20 protein-coding genes are annotated in these 23,262 nt (G+C 62.0%); 15 read left to right on the top strand and 5 right to left on the bottom strand.

The features are described from left to right. Positions 1-7 precede the first annotated feature (7 nt). From mug to AB3X94_RS36670, 4 genes are all read left to right on the top strand, one after another. Positions 8-544 (top strand): G/U mismatch-specific DNA glycosylase, encoded by a 537-nt coding sequence (gene mug / locus AB3X94_RS36685; RefSeq protein ID WP_368614066.1) that lies wholly within the window; start codon positions 8-10, stop codon positions 542-544. Between the two features lie 488 nt (positions 545-1,032). Continuing rightward, on the top strand, positions 1,033-2,577 hold the full coding sequence (locus AB3X94_RS36680; RefSeq protein ID WP_246392118.1) for an MFS transporter: 1,545 nt from the start codon (positions 1,033-1,035) through the stop codon (positions 2,575-2,577). Positions 2,578-2,589: 12 nt separating this feature from the next. Continuing rightward, complete coding sequence (locus AB3X94_RS36675; RefSeq protein ID WP_368614063.1) at positions 2,590-3,666, top strand: HlyD family secretion protein; 1,077 nt, start codon at positions 2,590-2,592, stop codon at positions 3,664-3,666. Beyond that, a complete protein-coding gene (locus AB3X94_RS36670) occupies positions 3,663-5,186 on the top strand; it encodes an efflux transporter outer membrane subunit (protein WP_176105795.1) in 1,524 nt (507 codons plus the stop codon). Before AB3X94_RS36675 ends, AB3X94_RS36670 begins: the two co-directional genes overlap by 4 nt. 64 nt (positions 5,187-5,250) lie before the next feature. Here the strand turns inward: AB3X94_RS36670 and AB3X94_RS36665 are convergent, their stop codons facing one another. Further along, the gene (locus AB3X94_RS36665; RefSeq protein WP_368614062.1) at positions 5,251-6,171 is read right to left on the bottom strand and encodes a LysR family transcriptional regulator; all 921 of its coding nucleotides are present in this window, start codon (positions 6,169-6,171) and stop codon (positions 5,251-5,253) included. Between the two features lie 143 nt (positions 6,172-6,314). Here AB3X94_RS36665 and AB3X94_RS36660 point away from each other — a divergent pair, with 143 nt between their 5' ends. From AB3X94_RS36660 to ilvB, 3 genes are read left to right on the top strand one after another with little or no spacing between them, the layout of a single operon-like run. Next, complete coding sequence (locus AB3X94_RS36660; protein WP_368614061.1) at positions 6,315-7,544, top strand: MFS transporter; 1,230 nt, start codon at positions 6,315-6,317, stop codon at positions 7,542-7,544. Positions 7,545-7,592: 48 nt separating this feature from the next. Continuing rightward, complete coding sequence (locus tag AB3X94_RS36655) at positions 7,593-7,847, top strand: hypothetical protein (RefSeq protein WP_368614060.1); 255 nt, start codon at positions 7,593-7,595, stop codon at positions 7,845-7,847. Beyond that, a complete protein-coding gene (ilvB, locus tag AB3X94_RS36650) occupies positions 7,844-9,709 on the top strand; it encodes a biosynthetic-type acetolactate synthase large subunit (protein ID WP_368614059.1) in 1,866 nt (621 codons plus the stop codon). Before AB3X94_RS36655 ends, ilvB begins: the two co-directional genes overlap by 4 nt. A 100-nt stretch (positions 9,710-9,809) precedes the next feature. On the opposite strand, the gene AB3X94_RS36645 is transcribed toward ilvB, so the two are convergent. Beyond that, positions 9,810-10,154 carry a hypothetical protein gene (locus tag AB3X94_RS36645; protein ID WP_368614058.1) on the bottom strand — a complete coding sequence of 115 codons (345 nt, stop codon included), beginning with the start codon at positions 10,152-10,154 and terminating at the stop codon, positions 9,810-9,812. Positions 10,155-10,872: 718 nt separating this feature from the next. Between AB3X94_RS36645 and AB3X94_RS36640 the strand changes: the two genes are divergently transcribed. The 8 genes from AB3X94_RS36640 to AB3X94_RS36605 all read left to right on the top strand — a co-directional run bounded on the left by AB3X94_RS36640 (position 10,873) and on the right by AB3X94_RS36605 (position 19,169). Next, positions 10,873-11,835 (top strand): transporter, encoded by a 963-nt coding sequence (locus tag AB3X94_RS36640; RefSeq protein WP_368614057.1) that lies wholly within the window; start codon positions 10,873-10,875, stop codon positions 11,833-11,835. A gap of 324 nt (positions 11,836-12,159) precedes the next feature. After that, positions 12,160-12,900, top strand: coding sequence for an SDR family NAD(P)-dependent oxidoreductase (locus AB3X94_RS36635; protein ID WP_176105800.1), 741 nt, complete (start codon positions 12,160-12,162; stop codon positions 12,898-12,900). A gap of 82 nt (positions 12,901-12,982) precedes the next feature. Further along, a complete protein-coding gene (locus tag AB3X94_RS36630; protein WP_176105801.1) occupies positions 12,983-13,855 on the top strand; it encodes an ABC transporter substrate-binding protein in 873 nt (290 codons plus the stop codon). 148 nt (positions 13,856-14,003) lie between these two features. After that, positions 14,004-14,585: a flavin reductase gene (locus AB3X94_RS36625; protein ID WP_176105802.1), complete on the top strand. Its 582-nt coding sequence runs from the start codon at positions 14,004-14,006 to the stop codon at positions 14,583-14,585. A 39-nt stretch (positions 14,586-14,624) separates the two neighbouring features. After that, positions 14,625-16,178: a 4-hydroxyphenylacetate 3-hydroxylase N-terminal domain-containing protein gene (locus AB3X94_RS36620; RefSeq protein ID WP_368614056.1), complete on the top strand. Its 1,554-nt coding sequence runs from the start codon at positions 14,625-14,627 to the stop codon at positions 16,176-16,178. A 99-nt stretch (positions 16,179-16,277) separates the two neighbouring features. Next, positions 16,278-17,165: an FMN adenylyltransferase gene (locus tag AB3X94_RS36615; protein ID WP_368614055.1), complete on the top strand. Its 888-nt coding sequence runs from the start codon at positions 16,278-16,280 to the stop codon at positions 17,163-17,165. Positions 17,166-17,182: 17 nt separating this feature from the next. After that, a complete protein-coding gene (locus AB3X94_RS36610) occupies positions 17,183-18,253 on the top strand; it encodes a maleylacetate reductase (RefSeq protein WP_368614054.1) in 1,071 nt (356 codons plus the stop codon). An 85-nt stretch (positions 18,254-18,338) separates the two neighbouring features. Further along, the gene (locus AB3X94_RS36605; protein WP_368614053.1) at positions 18,339-19,169 is read left to right on the top strand and encodes an intradiol ring-cleavage dioxygenase; all 831 of its coding nucleotides are present in this window, start codon (positions 18,339-18,341) and stop codon (positions 19,167-19,169) included. Positions 19,170-19,300: 131 nt separating this feature from the next. On the opposite strand, the gene AB3X94_RS36600 is transcribed toward AB3X94_RS36605, so the two are convergent. The 3 genes from AB3X94_RS36600 to AB3X94_RS36590 all read right to left on the bottom strand — a co-directional run bounded on the left by AB3X94_RS36600 (position 19,301) and on the right by AB3X94_RS36590 (position 23,199). After that, a complete protein-coding gene (locus AB3X94_RS36600; protein WP_368614052.1) occupies positions 19,301-20,239 on the bottom strand; it encodes a LysR family transcriptional regulator in 939 nt (312 codons plus the stop codon). 587 nt (positions 20,240-20,826) lie between these two features. Beyond that, positions 20,827-21,084, bottom strand: coding sequence for a DUF4148 domain-containing protein (locus tag AB3X94_RS36595; RefSeq protein WP_368614051.1), 258 nt, complete (start codon positions 21,082-21,084; stop codon positions 20,827-20,829). A 1,428-nt stretch (positions 21,085-22,512) separates the two neighbouring features. Then, positions 22,513-23,199: a type 1 glutamine amidotransferase domain-containing protein gene (locus AB3X94_RS36590; RefSeq protein WP_368614050.1), complete on the bottom strand. Its 687-nt coding sequence runs from the start codon at positions 23,197-23,199 to the stop codon at positions 22,513-22,515. Positions 23,200-23,262: the final 63 nt, after the last annotated feature.

Here is a 23,262-nt window from a genome sequence, read left to right as displayed (position 1 = left end):
GTCGCCGATAGCGAATGACGATGCCGCGCAATCCCTGCCCGACGTCATCGGGCCCGGATTGTCGATCCTCTTTTGCGGCATCAATCCCGGGTTGCTCGCGGCGTCGACTGGACATCACTTTGCAGGCAGGGGCAACCGGTTCTGGAGGGTTCTTCATCGTGCAGGTTTCACACAGGAGGAGTTTCGCCCCGAGAACGACCGTCAATTGCTGAACGGTGGATATGGTCTGACTGCTGCGGTCGCCCGCCCGACGGCTAGTGCGGACCAGTTGTCGAAGGCGGAGATTCAAGCCGCTGCGGCGCAGTTCGAACAGAAGATCCGACACTACGCGCCGCGATTCATCGCGTTTCTCGGCAAGGTGGCGCTCGCCGAAATGTCCGGCCAGCGTGAGATCGAATGGGGCCTGCAAGCGCGCAATTTCGGCGGTGCGCGCGTATGGGTGCTGCCTAACCCAAGCGGCCTGAACCGGTCCTTCAGCCTCGATGCACTGGTGAGCGCGTATCGCGAGCTCCGTATTGCGGCGGAATTGACGCGCTTCGATTAGGCGGCCGCTTGCTGCCTCCATCTCGCTTTGCTGCCTCCACGGCCGCACTGAGCCATATCTCCCGCTTTGGCCCGAACACATACGGGTCAATTCCGGCCAGCCGGTAACCGCTGGTCGCGCATCGGCGTTTCGCCTGACTCTCAAGCCAGCAACTGAATGGAATGGCCCGCGACGAACCACCCGGTTTTGCGTCGCGACGCACGCTTTTGCGCCCGTGCCGCACGCGGCACGCAGCCGTTCGCGACAGCGTGGCCTGGCCAGTTTTCCGTACTAGATGGCCCAAAACCCGACATGCCGAAGCTTTCGGAAATCGTCCCGATCTCTGACAATTAAGCAATCGGTGAACAGCAGCGAAGCGCGGTGAGCCGACAGCTGACTATGCCTATCGGGCAGTACAGCTAACCAAACGGGAGCGGGTGAAACCTATGACGACTGAAATGGAAGCGCCGAGTATTCCGCGATCGCCGGAGCCCGCTCCCTTGCGCGTGATGGCGGCGCCGCCCCAGACGCCCCCTGCGCAGGTGAGCTTTACGGCGCGCATCGCGCTCGGGCTCGTCGGCATGCTGTTCGCGTCGCTGCTGGCGATCCTCAACGAGCAGGTCACCGCGGCCGCGATGGCGGATATCCAGGGCGCCTTCCTGATCGGACATGATGACGCAACCTGGCTAACCGCACTATTCGAAGCGGCGAACGTCGCAACGATGGTGTTTGCGCCGTGGTTCGGCATCACGTTCACGCTCAAGCGCTTCACGATCGGCGCGGTGCTGGCGACGATGTGCTTAGGCCTGCTGTGCCCGTTGGCTCCAAATCTGCCGGCTCTGTACCTGTTGCGCATCCTGCAGGGAATCGCGGGCGGATGCCTGCCGCCGATGCTAATCATCGTGGCGCTGCGCTATCTGCCGCCCAATCTGAAGCTGTATGGCCTCGCCGGCTATGCGCTGACGGCGACCTTCGGGCCGGCCCTCGGCACGCCGCTCGCCGCATTGTGGACCGAGTTCGTCAGCTGGCGGATGGCGTTCTGGCAGATCGTTCCGCTAGGGGTGCTGTGCTGCGTAGCCATTCAGCAGGGGCTTCCCGCGGACCCGATGAAGCTCGAGCGGTTTCGCTCGTTCGACTGGGTCGGCTTCGTGACCGGATTTCCCGCGGTCGCGATGCTCGTGACCGGTCTATTGCAAGGCGATCGTCTCGACTGGTTCGACTCCGGGTTCATTCGCGTGATGTTCGGCGCGGGGTCGCTGTTGCTGGTCGCATTTCTCGTCAACGAATGGTTTCAGCCGGTGCCGTTTTTCAAGCTTCAGCTGCTTGCGCGCAGGAACTTCACGCATGGACTTTCGACCTTGGTCGGCACCGTGATCCTGCTGGTGGGCATGGCGGCGATTCCGGGCCAGTATCTCGCGAAAGTGCATGGCTACCGCCCGCTGCAGACCGCGCCGCTGTCGCTGTCTCTGGCCATCCCGCTGTTGATCACATTGCCGCTGACGGCTGCTTTGCTCAACACGCGCCGCGCCGATCACCGCTGGGTGATCGCCACGGGTCTCGCGCTGATGTTCGCGACCTGCGCGTTGGGAAGCTTTATGACGTCGGAATGGATTCGCGACAACTTCTACCTGCTGCAATCGTTGCAGATCGTCGCGCAGCCGTTGGTGATCATGTCGATCCTGATGGGCGTGACGACGGGGCTGCCGCCCACCGAGGGTCCGTTCGCTTCGGCGATGTTCAATACCGTCAAGACGTTTTCCGCGGCGCTGGCGAGCGGACTCATCGAAGCTGTGGGGACTGCGCGCGAGCACTTTCATTCGAGCATGCTGGTCGATCAACTGGGCAACCGGTTACTGATCGCGAACCAGGGCGTCGACGCGAACTACGGTCTCGGTCAGTTCGCGCACCGGATTCACGAACAGGCGGTGGTTCTGACCTCCGCCGATCTGTATCGCGTGATGGCGTGTGTTGCCGTTGCGCTTCTTCTGCTGGTTCCCGTGTTACCTGTGCGCATCTATCCGCCGTGGAGCACGACGCCGCCTTCTTCGCATTGAGGAACGATTTCCATGTCATCGACTATGCCCTCCCCACTGAAGATCTTTCGTGTTGCCGCGGTCATCGGCGTCGTCGGCCTTGCTGCATGGGCTGCTACGAGGCTCTTTGCGAGCCCGAGTACCGAGTCCACCAACGACGCCTACGTCACCGCGGACTTCACGCTCGTCGCGCCGCGCGTCCCGGGCCAGATCACCGACGTACTGGTCAACGACAACGAGGACGTGAAAGCGGGCCAACTGCTCGTGCGCATTGATGACCGCGACTTTCGCGCGGCGTTGATGAGCGCCGAGGCGGAAGTGGTCGCGGCGAAGGCGTCGGTGGCGAACTTCGACGCGGAGATTGCGCGGCAGCCGTCGCTGGTCGAGCAGGCGCGCGCGACGCTGCGTGCCGACGACGCATCGATCGGTTTTGCTCGGGCTAACGCGTCGCGTTACCAGAACCTTTCCGACGCCGGCGCTGGGACGGCACAGGAACAGCAACGCGCTTCGAGCACACTCGCGCAGCAGCTTGCGCAGCAGTCGCACGATCAGGCGGCGTTGCTGGCCACCGAGCAGAATCTGGACGTGCTGCGCACGCAGCGCGACAAGGCCGCAGGCGCACTGCAACATGCCGAGGCTGCGCTCGAGCAGGCGAAGCTGAACCTCTCGTATACGGAGATCCGCGCGCCCGTCGACGGCAAGGTCGGCCGCCGATCGGCGCGGCTCGGCGCGTTCGTGACGCCTGGCGCGCCGGTGCTGGCGATCGTGCCGCTATCGGATGCGTACGTGGTCGCCAACTTCCAGGAAAGCCAGATCACCAACATGCGGCCGGGTGAAACCGTGCGCGTGACGGTGGATAGCCTGCCCGGCGTCGTGATCCGCGGCCGGATCGATAGTCTCGCTCCCGCGACCGGCGTCAGCTTCGCGCCAATCGCGCCCGACAACGCCACCGGCAACTTCACGAAGGTCGTGCAGCGGGTACCCGTCAAGATCACGATCGATCGCGGCCAGGCGAAGGCGTCGGCATTGAGCGTGGGGCTTTCGGTCGAGGCGGAAGTCAAGGTAGGCCACGGTGACGAAGCCACGGCCGAGGGAGCGGAAAGAGAATGAACACGAGCGAATACTCCTTGCGCGGTGTCGTCGCCGCGCTTCTGACCTGTATTGCGCTGACGGCATGTACGGTGGGTCCGAACTTCGAACGCCCACAGACGGCTACGCCGCGGGTGTTCGAGCGCACGCAAGCCGCGCAGTCGCCGAGCCGCGCCGTGCAAGCCCAGTTCGGTCCAGACTGGTGGACGCTGTTCAACGATCCGGTATTGAACGATCTGGAAAAGCAGCTAGCCGACGCCAATCTGGACGTCGCAGCGGCCTCCGCGCGTTTGCTGCAAAGCCGGGCCGAGCGCCGCGTGGTCGGCGCGGCCGAGTACCCGACCCTCGACGGCGCCGCTTCGTACAACCGCGAACGCGGCAGCGAAAACGGCATCCTGTCGCTGCTCGGCGTTACCCCGACGCAGAGCCAGCCGCAATCGGCTTCCGGCAGCGCGCCGCTCGGGGTGGCGGCCATGCCGGGCTCCAATGGCTCGCCCGCCTATAACCTGTATCAGGCTGGGTTCGATGCGTCGTGGGAGATCGATCTGTGGGGGCACGTGCGCCGCAGCGTCGAAGCGGCGACCGCGATGTCAGAGGCCTCGTACGAGGACCGCAACGCCGTGCTGTTGAGCGCGCGCGCGGAGCTGGCGCGCGACTATATCGAGCTGCGCGACACGCAGGACCTGCTCCAGATCGCGAAACAGAATCTCGACATCGCCAATGATGCGCTCAAGCTCACGCGGGTTCGTGCGCATGAAGGCGTCACCACCGATCTCGACGTATCGAACGCCGCCGCGCAGGTGGAAAACATCGAAAGCCTGATTCCGACGCTGGAGTCGCGCTCCGAGACCACGATCAACGCGATCGGGCTGCTGCTCGGGCAGGAACCCGGGGCGCTGCGGCAGACGCTTGCCGCGCCTCGCGAGGTGCCGGTGTTGCCCGCACAGGTGCCGATCGGCTTTCCGTCGGAGCTCGTGCAGCGCCGGCCCGATATCCGCAAGGCGGAGGCGGACCTGCATGCGGCGACCGCGACGGTCGGCGTCGCGAAGGCCGATTTCTATCCGCGCATTACGCTGAACGGCAGCGCGGGCCTGCAGAGCCTGCAATTGTCGAATCTCGGCAGCTGGGCGTCCGGGCAGTTCGTCGTGGGACCGTCGATCACGTTGCCGATCTTCGAGGGCGGTCGTCTGAAGGGCACGCTGCAATTGCGTGAAGCGCAGCAACAGGAAGCCGCCATCGTCTACAGGCAGACGGTGCTGCGGGCGTGGCAAGAAGTCGACGATGCGCTCGTCACCTACGATGCCGAACAACGCCGCCGCGATCGGTTGGCCGCGGCCGTCAGCATGAACGAGCGCGCGCTCGTGGTCGCGCGGGCACGCTACAAGGCGGGCGCGCTCGACTATCTCGACGTGCTGAACGTACAGCGGCAATTGCTCGAAGCGCAGAGCAATCTGCAGAAGAGCAAAGCCACCGCCGCGACCAATCTGATCACGCTCTGCAAAGCGCTGGGAGGGGGATGGGAATCGACCTACGGCGGGTAACCAACGCCCCGGCGATGTCGTGGAAATCGCGTCCGGAGTGGAGACCGCCGCGACGCGGCCGCGCTCAGGCGTCGGTCGCTCTGATCGGTTGTCCTGAGATGCGCGCGTGCAGCCGTGGTGTCGCGAAGTCGAGAAAGGCGCGCAGCTTCAAAGGCAACGGCGTTTGCCCCGCATGCACGAGATGGATCGGCAACGGCGCCGACTCGAACGCATCGAGCACGACACGAAGCTCGTTCGCATGGATCGCGTCCGCCACCTGGTAGGAGAGCACACGTATCAGTCCGACGCCGAGAATCGCCGCCGCGATCGCGGCGTCCGCCGTGTTCACGGTGAGGCGAGACTGCACCGGCACGGTCAGCACCGACTGGCCGGAGCCGAAGGTCCACGCGCGCGTCGACTCGAGCACTTCGAACGTGATGCAGCGATGCGCGCCGAGATCCGGTGGTCTGGCCGGCACACCCTGCGCATCGAGGTACGCGGGACTGCCGCAGATGACCCGGCGCACCGCGCCGACGCGCCTCGCGACCAGCGTGCTGTCGGGGAGTTCGCCGATCCGGATCGCGACGTCGGCGTGCTCGTCGAGCAGATGCACGATGCGGTCCGTCAGCACGAGATCGATGTCGATTTCCGGGTAGTGCGCCAGAAAATCCGCGACCACCGGCACGACGTGCAGCCGGCCGAAAACGATCGGCGCGGTGACCACCAGTTGGCCCCTCGGTGCCGCGTATTCGCCCGTCGCGGCGCGCTCGGCTTCGCCGATCTCTTCGAGAATCCGCCGGCACGCGGCGACGTAGGAAGCGCCGGCCTCGGTCAACGATAGCTGGCGCGTGGTGCGGTGAAGCAAACGTGTTTTCAGATGCGATTCGAGTTCTCCAACCTTGCGGCTGACCGTGGCGAGCGGCATGTCGAGCCGGCGGGCGGCAGCCGACAGACTGCCCGCATCGACGACCGCGACGAGGATGGACATCGCTTCGAGACGGTTCATGATCCTCTCGTTCGATGGAAGGATGAATCTCGATCCTGACGGATTCTCTTGATCAACGCAAGCGCGTAACGTTCATAACCGGAAGCCGGAGGGCGGCATGTCGCCGCAAAAGCCGGAGCGAGTAAACAATAAGGAGCTTTGCAGTGCCCGACTCAACCCACCTCACCGATCGTTCCGCCGCGCCCGCATTCGTGTCGCGCGGAAAGATCCTCATGATGGCGATCATTGCCGGCGCGGTGATCACCAACATTTACTGCACGCAGCCGATCCTGCCGCTGATCGCGGCGGGCCTGCGCGTCGACGTGACGACGGTCGACCTGGTCGCTGCGGCGGCACTGCTCGGTTTTTCGAGCGGGCTCGCATTGCTGCTGCCGCTCGGCGATCGGTTCGACCGCCGCAAGCTCGTGCTGATCCAGATCGCGCTCGCGTGCGTGTTCGGCGTCGCCGCGGCCGTCGCGCCCGGCATCTGGTCGCTCGTCGGGGCGTCGTTTGGTCTCGGCATCGTCAGCTGCGTTCCGCAGCAACTGGTGCCGTTCGCCGCCGTCATGTCGCGGCCGAGCGAGCGCGGGCGGAACGTCGGCACCGTCGTGAGCGGGATCATGATCGGCATCCTGGCCGGACGTACGGTCGCCGGCGTGATCGGCGCGGCGTATGGATGGCGCGCGGTATACGGCGCCGAAGCGGCCTTCATGGTGCCGGTCTGGATCGCGGCCGCGGCGCTGCTGCCGCGCGGCGTGCCGTCGACAAACCTCTCCTATGGACGTCTGCTCGCCTCGCTGTGGCCGCTTGCGCGCGACAACCGTCCAATTCGCGAATCGATGCTGATCCAGGCTTTGCTGTGGGCGTGTTTCAACGCGTTCTGGGTCAATCTCGCGGCGCTTCTCGCGAGCGGACCGTGGCATCTCGGCAGCGCGTGGGCGGGCGGTTTCGGCGTAATCGGCGCGGCCGGCGCGTTCGCCGCTTCACTCGGCGGCAATGCGACCGATCGCGTCGGGTTCCGCAAGGTGATCGGCGCCAGTATCGGCATCGTCACGCTCGCGTATCTGTTGCTGTCGGGCGCGGCGAGCTCGCTGACGCTGTTGATCGTCGGCGTGATCGTGCTCGATATCGGCGTGCAGTCCGGCCTTGTATCGAATCAGACGCGCGCTTTTGCCGTCGATCCGAAAGCTCAGGGGCGCATCAATAGCCTTTATATGACGGCCACGTTTTTCGGCGGTGCGGTCGGCGCGACGCTTAGCGGCTGGCTGATGGCGCGCTATGGGTGGACCGGCATCGTCGTATTCGGTATCGCGCTCGGCGTGCTCGCCGCCGCGATTCACTGGATCGGCGCGAATCGGGGGGCGGTAGTCGATGTCCAGACAACCCCCGATTGATCGCGCGTTACCGCCTGGTTCGAACGTCGTTGACTGCAGAGGTAAATCATGAAGGTCGCGATGAAAACTGTCGTCCGTAAAGATGATGCTCCGACGATCGTGCATGCGATGAAGTCGGTCGATCCCGACGCGAAAGTCGAAGTCGACGTCGTCATCCGAAGCCGCTTCGCCGGATCGGATCGCCGCGCCGTTGGATGGCCCGGATGCGATCCATGCTGGCCCGTGGATGAACCTTTTGTCCAGGCAAGCCGCGGCGATTGTCGTCAGAATCCAGAGGACCAGTTTGACGCGAGTCAGGTATGAGCAAAAACCCGAAAACTGCCGTGCAGGAAATTCATGAAGCACCGTCTGCCGGTGAATCGATGTCGGGTGCCGACATCATCTTGCGCGTGCTCAGCGAACAGGGCGTCGATACCGTGTTCGGCTATAGCGGCGGTGCAATCCTGCCGACCTACGACGCTGTGTTCCGTTTCAACGAACTGCATGCACACGATCCGGCACGGCAGATCAACCTCGTCGTACCGGTCAACGAACAGGCTGCGGGCTTCATGGCCGCGGGCTATGCGCGCGCGAGCGGCAAGGTCGGCGTTTTCATGGTCACGTCCGGCCCCGGCGCGACCAACGCGGTGACGCCGATCGCCGACTGCAACGGCGATTCGGTGCCGGTCGTGCTGATCTGCGGACAGGTGCCGCGCGGCGCGATCGGCAGCGATGCATTCCAGGAGGCGCCGGTGTTCAACATCATGTCGGCGTGCGCGAAGCAGGTGTTTCTCGTCACCGATCCGGACAAACTCGAACAGACACTGCGCACTGCATTCGAAGTCGCGCGCACCGGACGGCCCGGCCCCGTCGTCGTCGATGTGCCGAAAGATATCCAGAACTGGACCGGTAGGTGGCAGGGGCAGGGCACGCTCGCGTTTCGCGGCTACTCCGATCGTCTTCGCAAGGTGGCCAAAGGCGCGCATCTCGACCACGGCAAGCGCGCGGAGTTTTTCGATTTGCTCGCGCAAAGCCGGCGTCCGCTGCTGTATGTCGGCGGCGGCATCATCACAGCTGGGGCGACCCGGGAGCTGCGGCAGTTCGCCGAGCGTTACCGGATTCCCGTGGTGCATTCGTTGATGGGGCTCGGCACGATATCGGTAAAACACGAACTGGGCCTTGGCATGCTCGGCATGCACGGGGCAGCCTGTGCGAACTATGCAGTGGAGGATTGCGATTTTCTGATCGCGGTGGGCGCACGGTTCGACGACCGCGTCGCCGGCGGCCGCCCCCACGCCTTTGCGCCGCGAGCGCGCTACGTCGCGCACATCGATATCGACGAGGCCGAAATCAACAAGGTGAAACGCGCGCATTGGGCCCATGTCGGCGATGCGAAGAACGCGTTGCTATCGTTGATGGACTACGATGCACAGTTCGAGGCTCCGGCGGCGTGGCTCGACCATATTGGCGAACTGAAGCGGCATTACGGCATGAACTACGAGCGCAACAGCCCGCTGATCCAGCCGCAGTTCGTCGTCGAAAAGCTCAGCGAGATCACCGGCGGCCGGGCCATCGTGACTACCGGCGTGGGGCAGCACCAGATGTGGGCTGCGCAGTTCTTCGACTTCGTCGAGCCGCGAAGCTTTCTGAGTTCGGGCAGCATGGGGACGATGGGCTTCGGGCTGCCCGCGGCGATCGGCGCGCAGATAGGGCGCCCGGATGCCCTCGTGATCGACATCGACGGCGACGGCAGCATGCGGATGAATATCGGCGACCTCGAGACCGCGACCACGTATGGCGTTCCAATCAAGGTGCTGTTGCTCAACAACGTCGGTGACGGGATGATCCGGCAGTGGCAGCGTCTCTTTTATGACGGACGCTTATGCGTGAGCGACAAGTCACTTCATCGGAAGGACTTCGTGATGGCGGCCAAGGCCGACGGGTTCGAGTTTGCGCAGCGCGTCGAGGCGATCGCCGAATTGGAAGGCAAGCTCCGAGCTTTCGTCGGATTCCCCGGGCCGGCTTTTCTCGAAGTGATGATCGACCAGAACGCCGATGTGTTTCCGATGGTCGGGCCGGGACAAAGCTATGCGGAGATGATCACCGGGCCTTTCATCCCCTCTCGCAATGAGCAGGAAGCTGGCGGCAAGCACGCGGTGCGTCAGGCGGCGTCGGATATGTTCTAAGTGAAGTGAGCCGGCTTTGGGCCGGCTCACGAGGCGCTTCGAGTCGCGACTTGCGGGGCGCGAAGCGGGAAGGGCATCAATTGCGTGTGGTGCGGGCCGCTCAGGCGCGCGGAATCTTAGCAATGGCGACAATTTCGACCGCAGCGTTGGCGGCAACCTCGCTATGCGAAAACGCCGAGCGCGCATGGGCCGCCTTGTCGGCGACCACGGCGGCGAACGCCTCCAAAACGCCGCCGACCACGGCGGGCTGATCGTAGAAGCCATCGGCTGAACTCGCGTGCATGCGCAATGGGCAAGCGAACACGACCGCTACCTGTCGTCCCTCGGATTGCCTGCAACGGCGGAGCCATTCCAGCAAACGCAGATCAGCGATGACGCTCGCGAATTCGGCCAGGCTGTGGATGGCAGCCAGCTCGCTAGGGGAAGCATCCTTAACTCGTTTCACATCGCGCTGAAGTTCAAGGCTGTCTGGATAGTGTCATCTTGCGTGCGTTCTTGCCTGCGGTTACTGGCAAGACCGGTGGCAGATTGATTACGTCCTACGCCGGTCCGCCCCATTACGCGGCGGAATAGTGTCTATGACGCCGCGTCTATAGAGCGATCATTCTGGCTAGCCTAATGTAGTCCAACAGCGACGGTTCGGAAGGCACGGTGTACGGCCAAATCCCGAGCGTTCTCCATTGCGGGTGACCGGTAGGTCTGCCCGATACCGGGAGAAGTGAAATGTCCTACGCGCAATTACCACCGCAAGCGGCGCCGCGCGGACTCGAGCGCGAGTCCGCAGCGTGCATCATTCCACGACGATATCCGCACGCCGAAGATTTGCGAAGTGACGATTCGCGAGCAGGACATTCCCGTGCAATCGAGCCCATGACGTATAACGGTTCGCGAACCTCTGCCGCAAACAAGCCCGATTTCCCCAATCTGATGTTCGCACCCGATTACCCGGTCCATTCCGATCGGGACCGAAACTCATAGCGTCCCGACGAAGCGCGCTTCAGACGCTTTGCGGTGCTTGTGCTTACAGCACACGCACACGCCCGGTTCGCATCGCCGGGCTGGTGCGTGAGGCGCACGGCCTCTCACAAGCACTTCATTCGCAGTCCAACTCAGAGCAATATCTAAAGCGCCGTGCGTTGCCTGACGAGCGCGAAGGGAAAGCCATGCCCTTTTTCGAGTATCGCGGCTTGCGTCGGTGTGTCAGCGTCCCGCTCATCGCGGGCGCCGCGGTTGCATCATGCTGCCGGGTAGCAACCGTCCATGCAACCGAGGGCGGGGGGAACAACTATCCGGTCGGCGTGAACACACTGCTGCCGGGCATTCAGCCGGCCCCTGGCAATCACTTGTATGTCTACCTGCAAGACTACGAAGCGACCACGCTGGCAGGAAACAACGGCGACCCATCGAGCAGCGTATCGGATTTTTCGCTTCATGCGCAGGCATTGGCATTCCGCTTGTCGCACGTGTGGCGGGACGTGACGCTGTTCGGTGCGACGCTCGAGTCGAGGACCAACATCCCGTTCGTCAATCTCGACGTGCACTTCGACGCGCACACGCCAAAAGGTCGGGTACACAAGAGCGGGCATGCGACGGGGCGGTCCGATCTGACGCTCGGACCGCTTTTCCTCGGCTGGCATATCGGCAACCTGCATCAGGTGATTGGCCTCGAATTTTTTGTCCCGACAGGCAGCTACGACCCGGGCCGGATCGTCAATCCCGGCCGCAACTACTATTCGATGCAGCCGAATTACGCGGTCACATGGTTGCCGACGCCGAATATCGAATTCAGCGCGCGAGCGCTTTACAGCGTGAACTCGGTCAATCACGCTACCGATTATCACTCCGGCAATGAATTCATCGTCGACTACAACGCCGGTTATCGCTTCACGCCGATGTGGCAGGTCGGCGTGAGCGGGTATTTCTACAAGCAGACGACGGACGATTTACAACACGGCGTTCCGGTCAACGGCAATGGCAACCGCGGACAGGCGTTGGGCGTGGGCCCGTCGATCGCATACGGCAATCGCAAGTTTTCCGTCGCACTCAAGTACCAGCGCGAAATGATGGTCCGCAACCGGCCAGAAGGAAACCGCGTCTGGCTGCAGATGTATATGCCGTTTCAATAGTAGATGTGCGATCGGATGCCTCGTCGATCCGCATCGCATGAGGAGAGACGAGCTTCATTCCACGACGGAATAGTGTCCATGACCCGACATGCGTAGTACTGAACATATCGACGCGGTACTGTAGATAACAGAAAGACACACGACGCGTTCACGACGCGACGAATGCAATAAGTGTCCATGATTTGCGCGTTGTTTGCCGATGCATCCATCACTGACCTGATAAGGAGTCGCTTCGCACATGAGTACAACGAATTACACCAACGCGGAGCCGCGCGCGTGCTCCAGTTGTGAATATCCAATCAATCCCAACACGGAGGTGACACCATGTCCGTCGCGCTAATCACTGGAGCAAGCCGAGGTATCGGCGCAGCCATTGCGGCCGCCTTGGGCAGGCAAGGCTACAAGGTCGTCGTCAATCATCGCAACAGCGCGGCTCAGGCCGATGACGTGGTCGCCACGATCGCTGCGGCCGGCGGTGAAGCCATCGCGATTAAAGCCGACGTCACCCGGTCTGACGACGTCGCCGCGATGGTGGAGCACGTGAACGAGCGCTGGGGCGGAGTCGACGTCCTCGTGCACAACGCGCTGACGCCGTATGACGTGACCTCGTTCGCCGACCTGAGCTGGGAGCAGCTTGGCGGAAAGCTGGATACGGAACTGCACGCCGCCTTTCTGGCAACCAAGGCCGTGGTTCCGGGCATGATGACCCGGAGGCATGGCCGGCTCATCTATCTGAGTGCGCTGCTGTCACGTCGGCCGCGCAACGGGATGATCACGCTCGGCACCGCGAAGGCGGCTCTCGACCAGTTTGTGCGCTATGTCGCGCTTGAATTGGCGCCGCACGGCATTACCGCCAATCTCGTCGCGCCGACCACCGTCGAAGGTGCGACCTCGGCAGGCCTGATTTCCGCGGAGCGCCTGAAGGCGATCGCGGCATCGATACCGATGGGCCGGCTCGCGCATCCGACGGAAGTGGCCGATACGGTCGTCTACCTCGCAAGCGAAGCGTCGGGCTTCACCACCGGGCACTACCTTCCCGTCAGCGGCGGCTTTGGAATGGAGTAAACACGGCAGGACGCCGAATCGGATCCACGACCTGGCGAAACACACTTTCAATTGCATCTGATTGTCCTGACAGGAGATTCACATGACGAAGCTCTCGATCGACCTGACTTATGTTGGTGCGGGTATTCACGAAGAACTGGTCGCGCATGTCGCTGATCAGGAGGGATATTTCGAAGATGAAGGCGTTCACGTCGCGTTGCGTGACGGCGCCGTCTGGAAAACCGAGCGCGTGCGCGCCGGCGCAACCATCGGTCTGGGCCGCGCTTTATTGTCGCGGATGACCGACGGCATCAAATGGACGGCGCTGAGCGTCAATACGCACCAACCGCTGTTCTGGTTCGTCGGCGCTAATGGCGTGCGGTCGATGGAACAGCTGCGTGGCCGCCGTCTGGCCGTGCACGGGGCGCGCACCGCGCCGGGGGTGTTCGCGCGGATCGTGTTGCGCAAGCACGGGCTGGATCCCGATCGCGACGTCGAGTGCGTCGAGCGAATCCCCGGCGACTACCAGATGGATTTGCGGCGTCTGCGCGACGGAACGATCGACGCGGCTTACGTGGGCAGCACGTTGTCGGCAGAACAGGTGGCACGCGAAGAAGGCTTTTCGGTGTTGGCGTGGGTCGGCGATCACTTCCAGATCCCCACCGTGGGGCTCGCGGTTGACCCTTCGCGCATCGCACTCGACGACCCGGCGCTGCAAGCGCTGGTACGCGCGTACAAACGATCGCTGAAAACGATCGCCGAACAGCCGAGCCTCGCGGTCGAACATATCGCGTCGATGTTGGGGCGACTCACGCGCAGCGAAGCGGAACAACACTACGAACGCTACATCCGGCCGCATTTCACCTCCGATGGCCGGGTCGATCTCGCGCTTGCGAAACAGGGGGTGGCAGCGGTCGCCGCCGAACTGGGGCTCGCCACGAAAGGGGCCGACGAGATGTACCTGGCGACGTTGTAATCGGGTAGTCAAGTCAATCGGGTCGAGTTGGAGAAGGTGCCGAAGTACTTCGCCACATACCTTCTCGTCCCGGGTTCGCGGGCGCGATGCGCTTCCGTGGCGTTTGGAAACGCAGCCCCCGCATAACATTGGATTTGGAGACCGCGTCATGCCTAACACGCAGAAAAGACGAGAGCTGGCATCCGACTCTGCCATCGCCACGCTGCAGCCGAATCTGCCGGCGACGACGGTGGCGGACGTGAGCGCGACCGACTTCAGGCAGGCGCTGTCCAGCGCGATCACGCCGGTCACGATTCTCGCCACCGATGGGCCCAACGGAAGGGCGGGTGTGACCTGCTCGGCCGTTTGCTCCGTATGCGACACGCCGCCGACCGTGCTCGCCTGTGTGAACCGCAAGAGCTTCGCCAATGGCGTAATCAAGGCGAATGGCGTACTCACGCTCAACTGGCTCGGAGCCGAACAGAGCGAACTTTCGCAGCTCTTCGCCGGCGTCGGTGCCGCCTCCATGCAGGAACGGTTTGCCGGCAGCGAGTGGGGAACCCTCGCGAGCGGTGCGCCGTATTGCAAACAGGCGCTGATGACGCTCGACTGCCATCTCGTCGATGCGATCGAGTTCGGCACGCATAGCCTGTTGTTCGCTCGCGTGATCGCGACGATTCAGTCGGACGACGGCCGGCCGCTTGCTTACTATCGGCGCGCCTATGTAACGACTCACCCCGCCACCTGTTAATCAGCGGTCTCTTCACTTCATTACGCAAAAGGAATAGTCATGATCCGAACCGGTCGCCAATACCTCGAATCCCTGAATGACGGGCGCCAAGTCTGGGTGGGAAACGAAAAGATCGACAACGTCGCCACGCATCCGAAAACGCGCGATTATGCGCAGCGCCACGCGGATTTTTACGACCTGCATCATCGTGAGGATTTGCAGGACGTCCTGACCTACGTCGACGAGAACGGCGGGCGCCGTTCGATGCAATGGTACGGACATCACAACAAGGATCAACTACGGCGCAAGCGGAAGTATCACGAAACGGTGATGCGGGAAATGGCCGGTGCGTCGTTTCCGCGTAGTCCGGACGTGAACAACTACGTGCTGCAGACTTACCTCGACGATCCAGTGCCGTGGGAGAAGCAATCGATCGGCGCGGACGGCCATATCAAGGCAAAGAACATCGTCGATTTCGTCAACTTCGCGAAAGACCACGATTTCAATTGCGCGCCGCAATTCGTCGATCCGCAAATGGACCGCTCGAATCCTGACGCACAGGCGCGCTCGCCGGCCCTTCAGATCGTCGAGAAGAACGAAAAAGGCATCGTCGTCAACGGCATCAAGGCGATCGGCACGGGCGTCGCATTCGCCGACTGGATTCATATCGGCGTGTTCTTCCGGCCTGGCATACCCGGTGAGCAGGTTATTTTCGCGGCTACGCCGGTCAATACGAAGGGGGTGACGATCGTCTGCCGGGAAGGCCTCGCGAAGGAGGACTCGATAGAACATCCGCTCGCATCGCAGGGGGATGAACTGGACGGCATGACGCTTTTCGAGAACGTATTCATTCCGTGGTCACACGTGTTTCACATCGGCAATCCCGAGCATGCGAAGCTCTATCCGCAACGGGTTTTTGACTGGCTCCACTACCATGCACTGGTGCGTCAGATGGTGCGCGCGGAGTTGATGGCGGGTCTTGCTGTGCTGATCACCGAGCATATCGGAACCAGCAAGATTCCCGCGGTGATGACGCGGGTCGCGAAGCTGATCGGGTTCCATCAGGCGATGCTCGCGCACGTGATCGCGGCGGAAGAACTCGGGTTTCATACGCCGGGGGGGCACTACAAGCCGAATATTCTCATCTACGACTTTGGACGCGCACTGTATCTTGAGCACTTCTCGGCGATGATCTACGAGCTCGTCGACCTGTGCGGGCGCAGTGCGCTGATCTTCGCGAGCGAGAAGCAGTGGAACGATGCGACGCTCAAGCCGTGGTTCGAGCGCCTGAACAGCGGCCCGGTCGGCAAGCCGCACGACCGCCTGAAGATAGGCCGAGTGATCCGCGACCTGTTCCTGACGGACTGGGGCAGCCGTCTGTTCGTGTTCGAAAACTTCAATGGCACGCCGCTGCAAGCGATTCGCACGCTGACGATGCAGCGCGCCGAGTTCTCCGGCTCGGGCCCGTACGCGAAGCTCGCCCGGCGCGTCTGCGGAATCGAGTCCGAAATCGACGACGACAGCGACTACAAGGCGACCGCGGACTACGCGAAGGCGCTCGATTCGGCGCGGCATCAGGAGTCGCTGGCATTGAGCGGCACCATGGCCATCTGAATAGTCAACGGCTCGGATCAACGTGTGAGTCGAGCGGCGGGCAATGCGAGTACCGTGCATGAGCACGGTACCGTTCTTTCGCAACAACGGGAGTCTTGAATGCTAGTCATCTCCGATCCACGCGAATTTAGACTATCGGGGTCGGTGGTGTCGATCGGCATGTTCGATGGGGTCCATCACGGACACCGACATGTGCTGCAGAAGTTGCGGGAACGAGGTGCGGTCTCGTCGCTTCCTACGGTGGTGGTCACGTTCGATCCTCATCCGCTCGCCACCTTGCGTCCCGCCGCCTGTCCCGCGTTCCTGTCCACGCTCGAAGGTCGGATGTCGCTGCTCGCATCCACAGGCCGCGTCGACTATTGCATGGTGCTGCGGTTCGATCGGGCTCGCAGCGAAGAGTCCGCAGACGATTTCGTCGAGCAAACGCTGGGCGGCAGACTCGGCATGCGCTCACTCGTCGTCGGCGAGAACTTTGCGTGCGGCAGCGGGCGACGGGGCGATATCGAGTATCTGAGCGCGCTCGGCGGCCGACTCGGGTTCGAGGTCGTTCCGGTGCCGTTGCAACTCGATTCGCGCATCGCGGGTGGCGCGCATTGCTCGTCGAGCGAGACCAGACGTTTGATCCAGCGAGGCGATATCGTCGCGGCCAATGCGATGCTGGCCCGTCCGCACGAGTTGCCCGGCACCGTGCACGGCCTGCTCGCGGCGCCTTGCCATGCAATCGACTTGACCGTGCCCGGTGACATGTGTTCACCCCCCGCCGGAAACTACGCCGGCACGGTGAAAAAGCAGGGCGCGTCGCCGTGGACCAGCGCGGTCCTGCAGGTACGCGAGCAACAACCCGGCCGCGGTGGCCGCACGGTTCGCGTGCTGGCCGCGAGAACCACGAAGATCGTCATCGGTGACGCAATGACCGTTCGGTTCCTCGATCGAACCAACGTGACTGCGAGCCGCGTTGCGGTCGGCACGACAGCCGATCCAAGGTAATTGAGGCGACTACTATCATGAACGAGTTCGTTTATACGAGCCATGCTCAGCGCGTCGTATTTGGTGCCGGCGCTTTGAGCCGGCTGGAAGCGGAAGTCGAGCGGCTGCGCGCCCATCGCGCATTGATACTCGCGACTCCCGATCAGCGCGAGGACGCCGAGCGCGTTGCGGCACTTCTCGGCGCGCGCGTAGCTGGCGTGTTTGCGAAAGCGGCCATGCATGTGCCTATCGAAGTTGCCCGCGAGGCACGCGAGGCGGCGCGCCGTCTCGACGCTGACTGTGCGATCGCCATCGGTGGAGGATCAACGACAGGACTCGGAAAGGCCATTGCATTGGAGTCGGACTTTCCGATCCTCGCTATTCCGACGACTTACGCCGGCTCTGAAATGACACCGATCTACGGCATCACCGAAGCGGGTTTAAAAAAGACCGGCCGCGACAGTCGCGTGATACCGAGGACAGTGATTTACGATCCCGAGCTCACGTATTCGTTGCCGGTATCGCTGAGCGTGAGCAGCGCGATCAATGCGATTGCTCATGCGGCTGAAGGCCTTTACGCGGTGGACGCAAATCCGATCACGGATCTGATCGCGGGCGAGGGCATCGCCGCGATCGGACGGGCACTGCCGCTACTGACTCTCGATGCCGACGATGCGAACGTACGGCGCGCACGCGCGGATGCGCTGTATGGCGCATGGCTGTGCGGATCGGTGTTGGGGGCGGTGACAATGTCGCTGCACCATAAGCTTTGCCATACGCTCGGCGGAAGCTTCGACCTGCCGCACGCGCAGACGCACGCGATCATCTTGCCGCACGCACTGGCCTACAACGCGAAGGCCGCCACACGTGCGATGGGGCGGATCGCGAGCGCGCTTTATGGCGTCAGCGCACCGCAAGCCGTATTCGACCTCGCGGAAAAGAACGGCGCACGGCTGGCGCTGAAAGACATCGGCATGAAAGAGTCGGACCTCGACAAGGCGTGCGCGATCGCGCTGCAGAATCAGTATCCGAATCCCCGGGCGCTAGAAAAGTCGGCGCTCAGGCGATTGCTACAGGATGCCTACGAAGGCGTACGGCCGAGTATGTGACACGGCGAGTTCAGCAGGCGGTGTGAAGAAGGTTTTTCGCATTGCTCTAATAGCGTTATCCACGCAACAAACTCCGGAGCCAAACATGCGCAATCTCGACGAACACACTGTCACGGACGCAGTGCTCGATCTGCTGGCCGCCACGCCGGATCCCCGTTTGAAGTTCGTCCTCACGAGCCTCATTACTCATTTGCACGATTTCGCCCGCGACGTCGAACTGACCGAAGCCGAATTGCGCGCTGGGATCGAATTTCTGACCCGGACCGGGCACAAGTGCGACGACAAACGTCAGGAATTCATCCTGTTGAGCGACGTGCTGGGATTGTCGATGCTGACCGTCGCGATGAACAACAGGAAGCCGCGAGGTTGCACGGAATCGACGGTGTTCGGCCCATTCCACGTGGACGGCGCGCCCGAGTACGCAAACGGCGCGGACATCGCCAATGGGGCATCGGGCGAACCTTGCATCGTGCGTGGCACGGTGAAGAACCTCGACGGCGTACCGGTGGCGGGTGCGCGGATCGAAGTATGGCAGGCCGACGCCGCGGGTAATTACGACGTTCAGTACCCGAATCTCGACATTCATCAGGCGAGAGGCGTGCTCAGCTCACAGGAGGACGGCAGCTTCGAATTTCGTACCGTGCTCGCCGTCGCCTACCCGATTCCGGAGGATGGCCCGGTCGGGGAACTGCTGCGCGCGACTGCGCGACACCCGTGGCGTCCTGCGCACCTTCATTTCATGATCAACGCAAAGAACTATCAGACCCTCGTCACGCATGTGTTCCGCGAAGGGGATCGCTATCTGGATTCCGATGCCGTATTCGGCGTGAGAGAAACGCTGGTGGCGGAGTGGGTCAAACAGCCGGACGGTGGCTACACGCTAGACTACGATTTTGTGCTGAACTCAGTGAACTGAGCCAGGCGGTGCACATATCGTGTGTGCCGCAGCCGTAGCAAAGATCTTGCGACGCCCGCGGATTCCGATGCGAACTTCCATCCGGATTCGCGTTCGGGTTTCCATTCGATCCCGCCGTGGCGGAATGCAGTTCAGCACCGCGTCGAAAAGAGCTTGCGAAAGGTATTGCGAAGCCACTGGTTGCCGGGCTCGAGGTGACATCGATCGTGCCAGTACTGGGCGATTTCGAGCCTGGGCAGCTCGATCGGCGGCTCAACCAGTTGCAAATCGAGATCGCGGCACATTGCAACGGCGAGGCTTCGCGGCACGGTTGCGATAACATCCGAGTGTTTCGCCATCAGCGCCGCCGACGTAAAGACCGGAACCCGACACACGATGTTCCGGCTCGGTACCTCGGACTCGATGAGCCGCTCTACGGCCAGGTGTTCGTGACCGGTGCCCAGTGCGGACACGAGTGCATGCTTCTCCGCGATGAAATCCGCTTTGCTCGGATGACTGCCGATGCGCGGGTGGTCCCTGCGCGTTACGCTCACATAGGACTCAGTCCACAGCGGGACGCGCCGGATACCCATCGTCAGCGAAGGGAAGGAGCCGATCGCGAGGTCGACGAGACCCGACTCGAGCCACAGATCTAGATGTTGCGCATCGCAGGGAATCGACTGTACGCAGATGCCGGGTGCTTCCGCCGCGAGATAGTTCAGAAGTGCCGGGAAGATCTTGATTGCCCCCGCATCGACCAGAAAGAAACTGAATTTGCGTGTCGACATCTTCGGATCGAATGATGCGTACTCGGAGCGAAGAGCGCGAAAGTTCTTGAGTATCGACCTCACGGGTTCCGACAGCTCGAGCGCTTTGGGCGTCGGCTCCATGCGCAATCCCACACGCACGAACAGCGGGTCGCCAAAATACAGTCGCAGCCGCGCGAGCGTCTTGCTCAACGCGGGCTGCGAAAGGTTGAGCACGCGCGCGGCTTTGGTGAGGCTGTGTTCGGTCAGCAGGACATCGAATACTTGCAGATGGTGAAGATCGAGTTCGAGGTCGCTCTCACTCTTTTGGGGAATGGTGTGCATGCAGAAGCAGCCCTATCAATCTTTGATTGGCCACTGTAGCCGATTCAGAAATCGCTGCCACTCGGCGTTATCACCGACGTCGTGCGTGCTTTTCAAAGCGCGCCAATCGCCAAATCCTGCCGCCGTGGAGTGTACCGTGGCGAGCACGCATGGTTCTGTGATTATTCGAAATATCTGGAACGAACGGCCGATACCGCACGCACGCATCCCGGAGCTGAAGATCGCCGTTTCGGATCACTGTGAACGGACCGGTGTCGGCAGGCTGGCTTCGACCAACCACCGAGCCGAGCGCGCAGTCATGCGATAGGCTACCCTGTCAGGTGTCGAAGTAATGAAAATGGTCAGGAAAATGGCAGATGAAAGACGCGGGTATTAGCGGACTGTGTCGAGCAATCCTATTCGCCGATTATATAAGTGATCCTGATCTTCCAGGAACCGCGTCGTCGCAATATTCTTATCGCGACACCACCCCTGTCCATTGTTTGCGTTCTCGGGGGCAACATGCCTGGCCTTTTCCCGAGCCGCATAGCAAATTGACGACTACCATGGAACACATCAGCCCGGACCGGTGCGAGCAATCGCCGTGCTTATTGACCCCCATACTCCGCGTTTATGCGGTCGAGTTCGCCCGATTGGCGTGCCTGCTCAAGCTCCTGCTTAACCTGGGCCCGGGTCTTTCCCATTGGAGCGCCAGCGTCACTCCTCGTGGCGGGCACACCACCCACAGAATTTGCCGAAGATACGCTGGGATTTGTGGGCTGTGTTGCGGGCGCCATATCCTGCGCCTGGACATATCCGAATGCAATAACCGCGGCGATTGCTACCACGACTTTTGGCGATTTCATATCTATGTACTCCATGAAGTTCGATAGGTTTGGTTTTCTGACTCGCGGCCCAATCAACGCGTGGTCATTGAAATTTCCGCGTGCGGGTCAGGCCTGCGTTGGCGACATAGGGCGAGCTAGCTGCCCTGAAAGATATCGCACGAAAGGCCCACTGTGCACGGCGCACCGTTTCTGGCTTTGCCGCTGCCGCTGCTTCCACCGGGCTGGGGTCCATAGCCCGGGTCAGTGGTGTGGTCCATAGCCGTGGCCGGCTGAGCAGTTGTCATGGGCTGCTGCGCAGACGACGGGTCGGTTGCGCCCGGCGGTTGCATTTGCTGCGACTGGGCGGCGCCGGTCGCACCGAGCAGGTACACCGCACTGACTATACCTATAAGTTGCACTTTCATCTCGTCACCTCTTTTTCGTCAATGGGTTGCAAAAAGCACGATCCTCGAATAACAAGGAAATTGGCATCCCGTGTAGCGTGCGAAAGTTGCAATAGACCTTTTCTCGCTACTTGCCGATTCTTTTTTCGCTCCATCAGATGCCAAACAGCGTCGTCTCCAACGACGTTTAGCCGAGCAAATGCGAGGTTGGCTTGTGGCACCGTTTGCGCGCAAAGCCTGACCTATTCGATGACTACGTGGGCGAGGCTGGGACCGGGCGGGGCAGAGGGGGTGCGCAACAAGTGTGCTGGCGAAAGGACGTTGTCAAGTCATTGACCAATAAGAACCTTGCTGCATCTATGTTATAGAACACTAAGGTCGCGATTGACAGCGGAATCGACAATCGGCAAATCAGGGACGACAGTTGCGCCTAGTCGTTCGCACCGCTAGGCGCGCCAAAGGGTGCTTTGCGGTTTGTAAGTGGTCGAGACGGCGACGCGCCTACCAGCATCGATCCGCGATGGTCTTTGAAGACAGTCCACGCTCAATCGTGCATGAAGTCCGAAAATTCTTCGATCAGATGTGCCAAGGGTCGGGTCTCCTGTTGTGGCTGCTCCAGGCAATCGAGAAAACACGGCCATGATCTGGCCGTTGAAACGAATCGCTGACGAGACCAGCGACAATGGCGAATCCGCTGGCGTCGACACTGAAGGCGTACCCAGCGATCAGCGGCAGCCTCTACGTCCTGTGCGACGAACGTGGATTCACTGATATCGAAGTATTGGGCGCGACAACGAGGAGTTCAGGGGCGATCTGTCGAAGTGCCGCGCGCGCAAAACCCCGTTCGGAACAATGCGCAAGAAAATGCTCACGCTCCTCTGGCCATGATCCATCCCGATAGCGACCCAACGCTTGCGGATAGCTATAGATGCCTCAAAGATGATCCACGTTCCCATTTCGCGACCCGGTACTGCAACGCTCCGGTGATGACGATTTGCCATGATGAGTTGCGGGCGGCGCCCGCGCCGGGCAGCCGCCACTCTTTTGGCACGAGGGCCGAGTCTCATTGACGCTTGCTCAACTTCTCCAGCAATGCCTTTGCGGCCGGCCCCGACGATGCGGGATTCTGCCCGGTGAGCAGCAGCCCGTCTTCGAGCACATACGGCTGCCAGTCGGGGCCCTTCGAAAAGTTTCCGCCCTTCGCCTTGAGCTCGTCTTCAACGAGGAACGGGACCACGTTGGTGAGCCCAACCGCTTCCTCTTCGCTGTTCGTAAAGCCGGTGACCGACTTGCCGTTGACGAGCGGCTTGCCATCCGGACCCTTCACGTGTCGCAGAACCCCGGGCGCGTGGCAGACGAGATCGACGGGCTTCCCGGCTGCGATCGTGCGCTCGATAAGCCCGATGGAGACAGGGTCTTCCGCGAGATCCCAGAGTGGACCATGGCCGCCGGGGTAGAACACGGCGTCGAATTCGTCATGGGCGACATCCTTGAGCTTTGCCGTGTTGCCCAGGTCCGCCACCGCAGCCGGGTCGGCTTCGAAGCGACGTGTCAGGTCAGTCTGAAAGTCCGGCTCGTTGCTCTTGGGGTCTAGTGGAGGCTTGCCACCCTTGGGCGACGCGAGCACGATCTGCGCGCCGGCGTCCTTGAACACGTAGTAGGGCGCGGCGAGTTCCTCGAGCCAGAACCCGGTCTTGCGTCCCGTATTGCCCAATTCGTCGTGCGAAGTCAAAACCATCAGAATCTTCACGATGCTCTCCTTGAATGCATTTTCACAACTTCCGGTTGCAGAGAATTCCGGTCGACGCGCTTG

Origin of the sequence: Paraburkholderia sp. BR10923, assembly GCF_040948765.1 — a bacterium.
Taxonomy (GTDB): domain Bacteria; phylum Pseudomonadota; class Gammaproteobacteria; order Burkholderiales; family Burkholderiaceae; genus Paraburkholderia; species Paraburkholderia youngii.
This window is presented reverse-complemented; position numbering and strand designations above follow the sequence as displayed.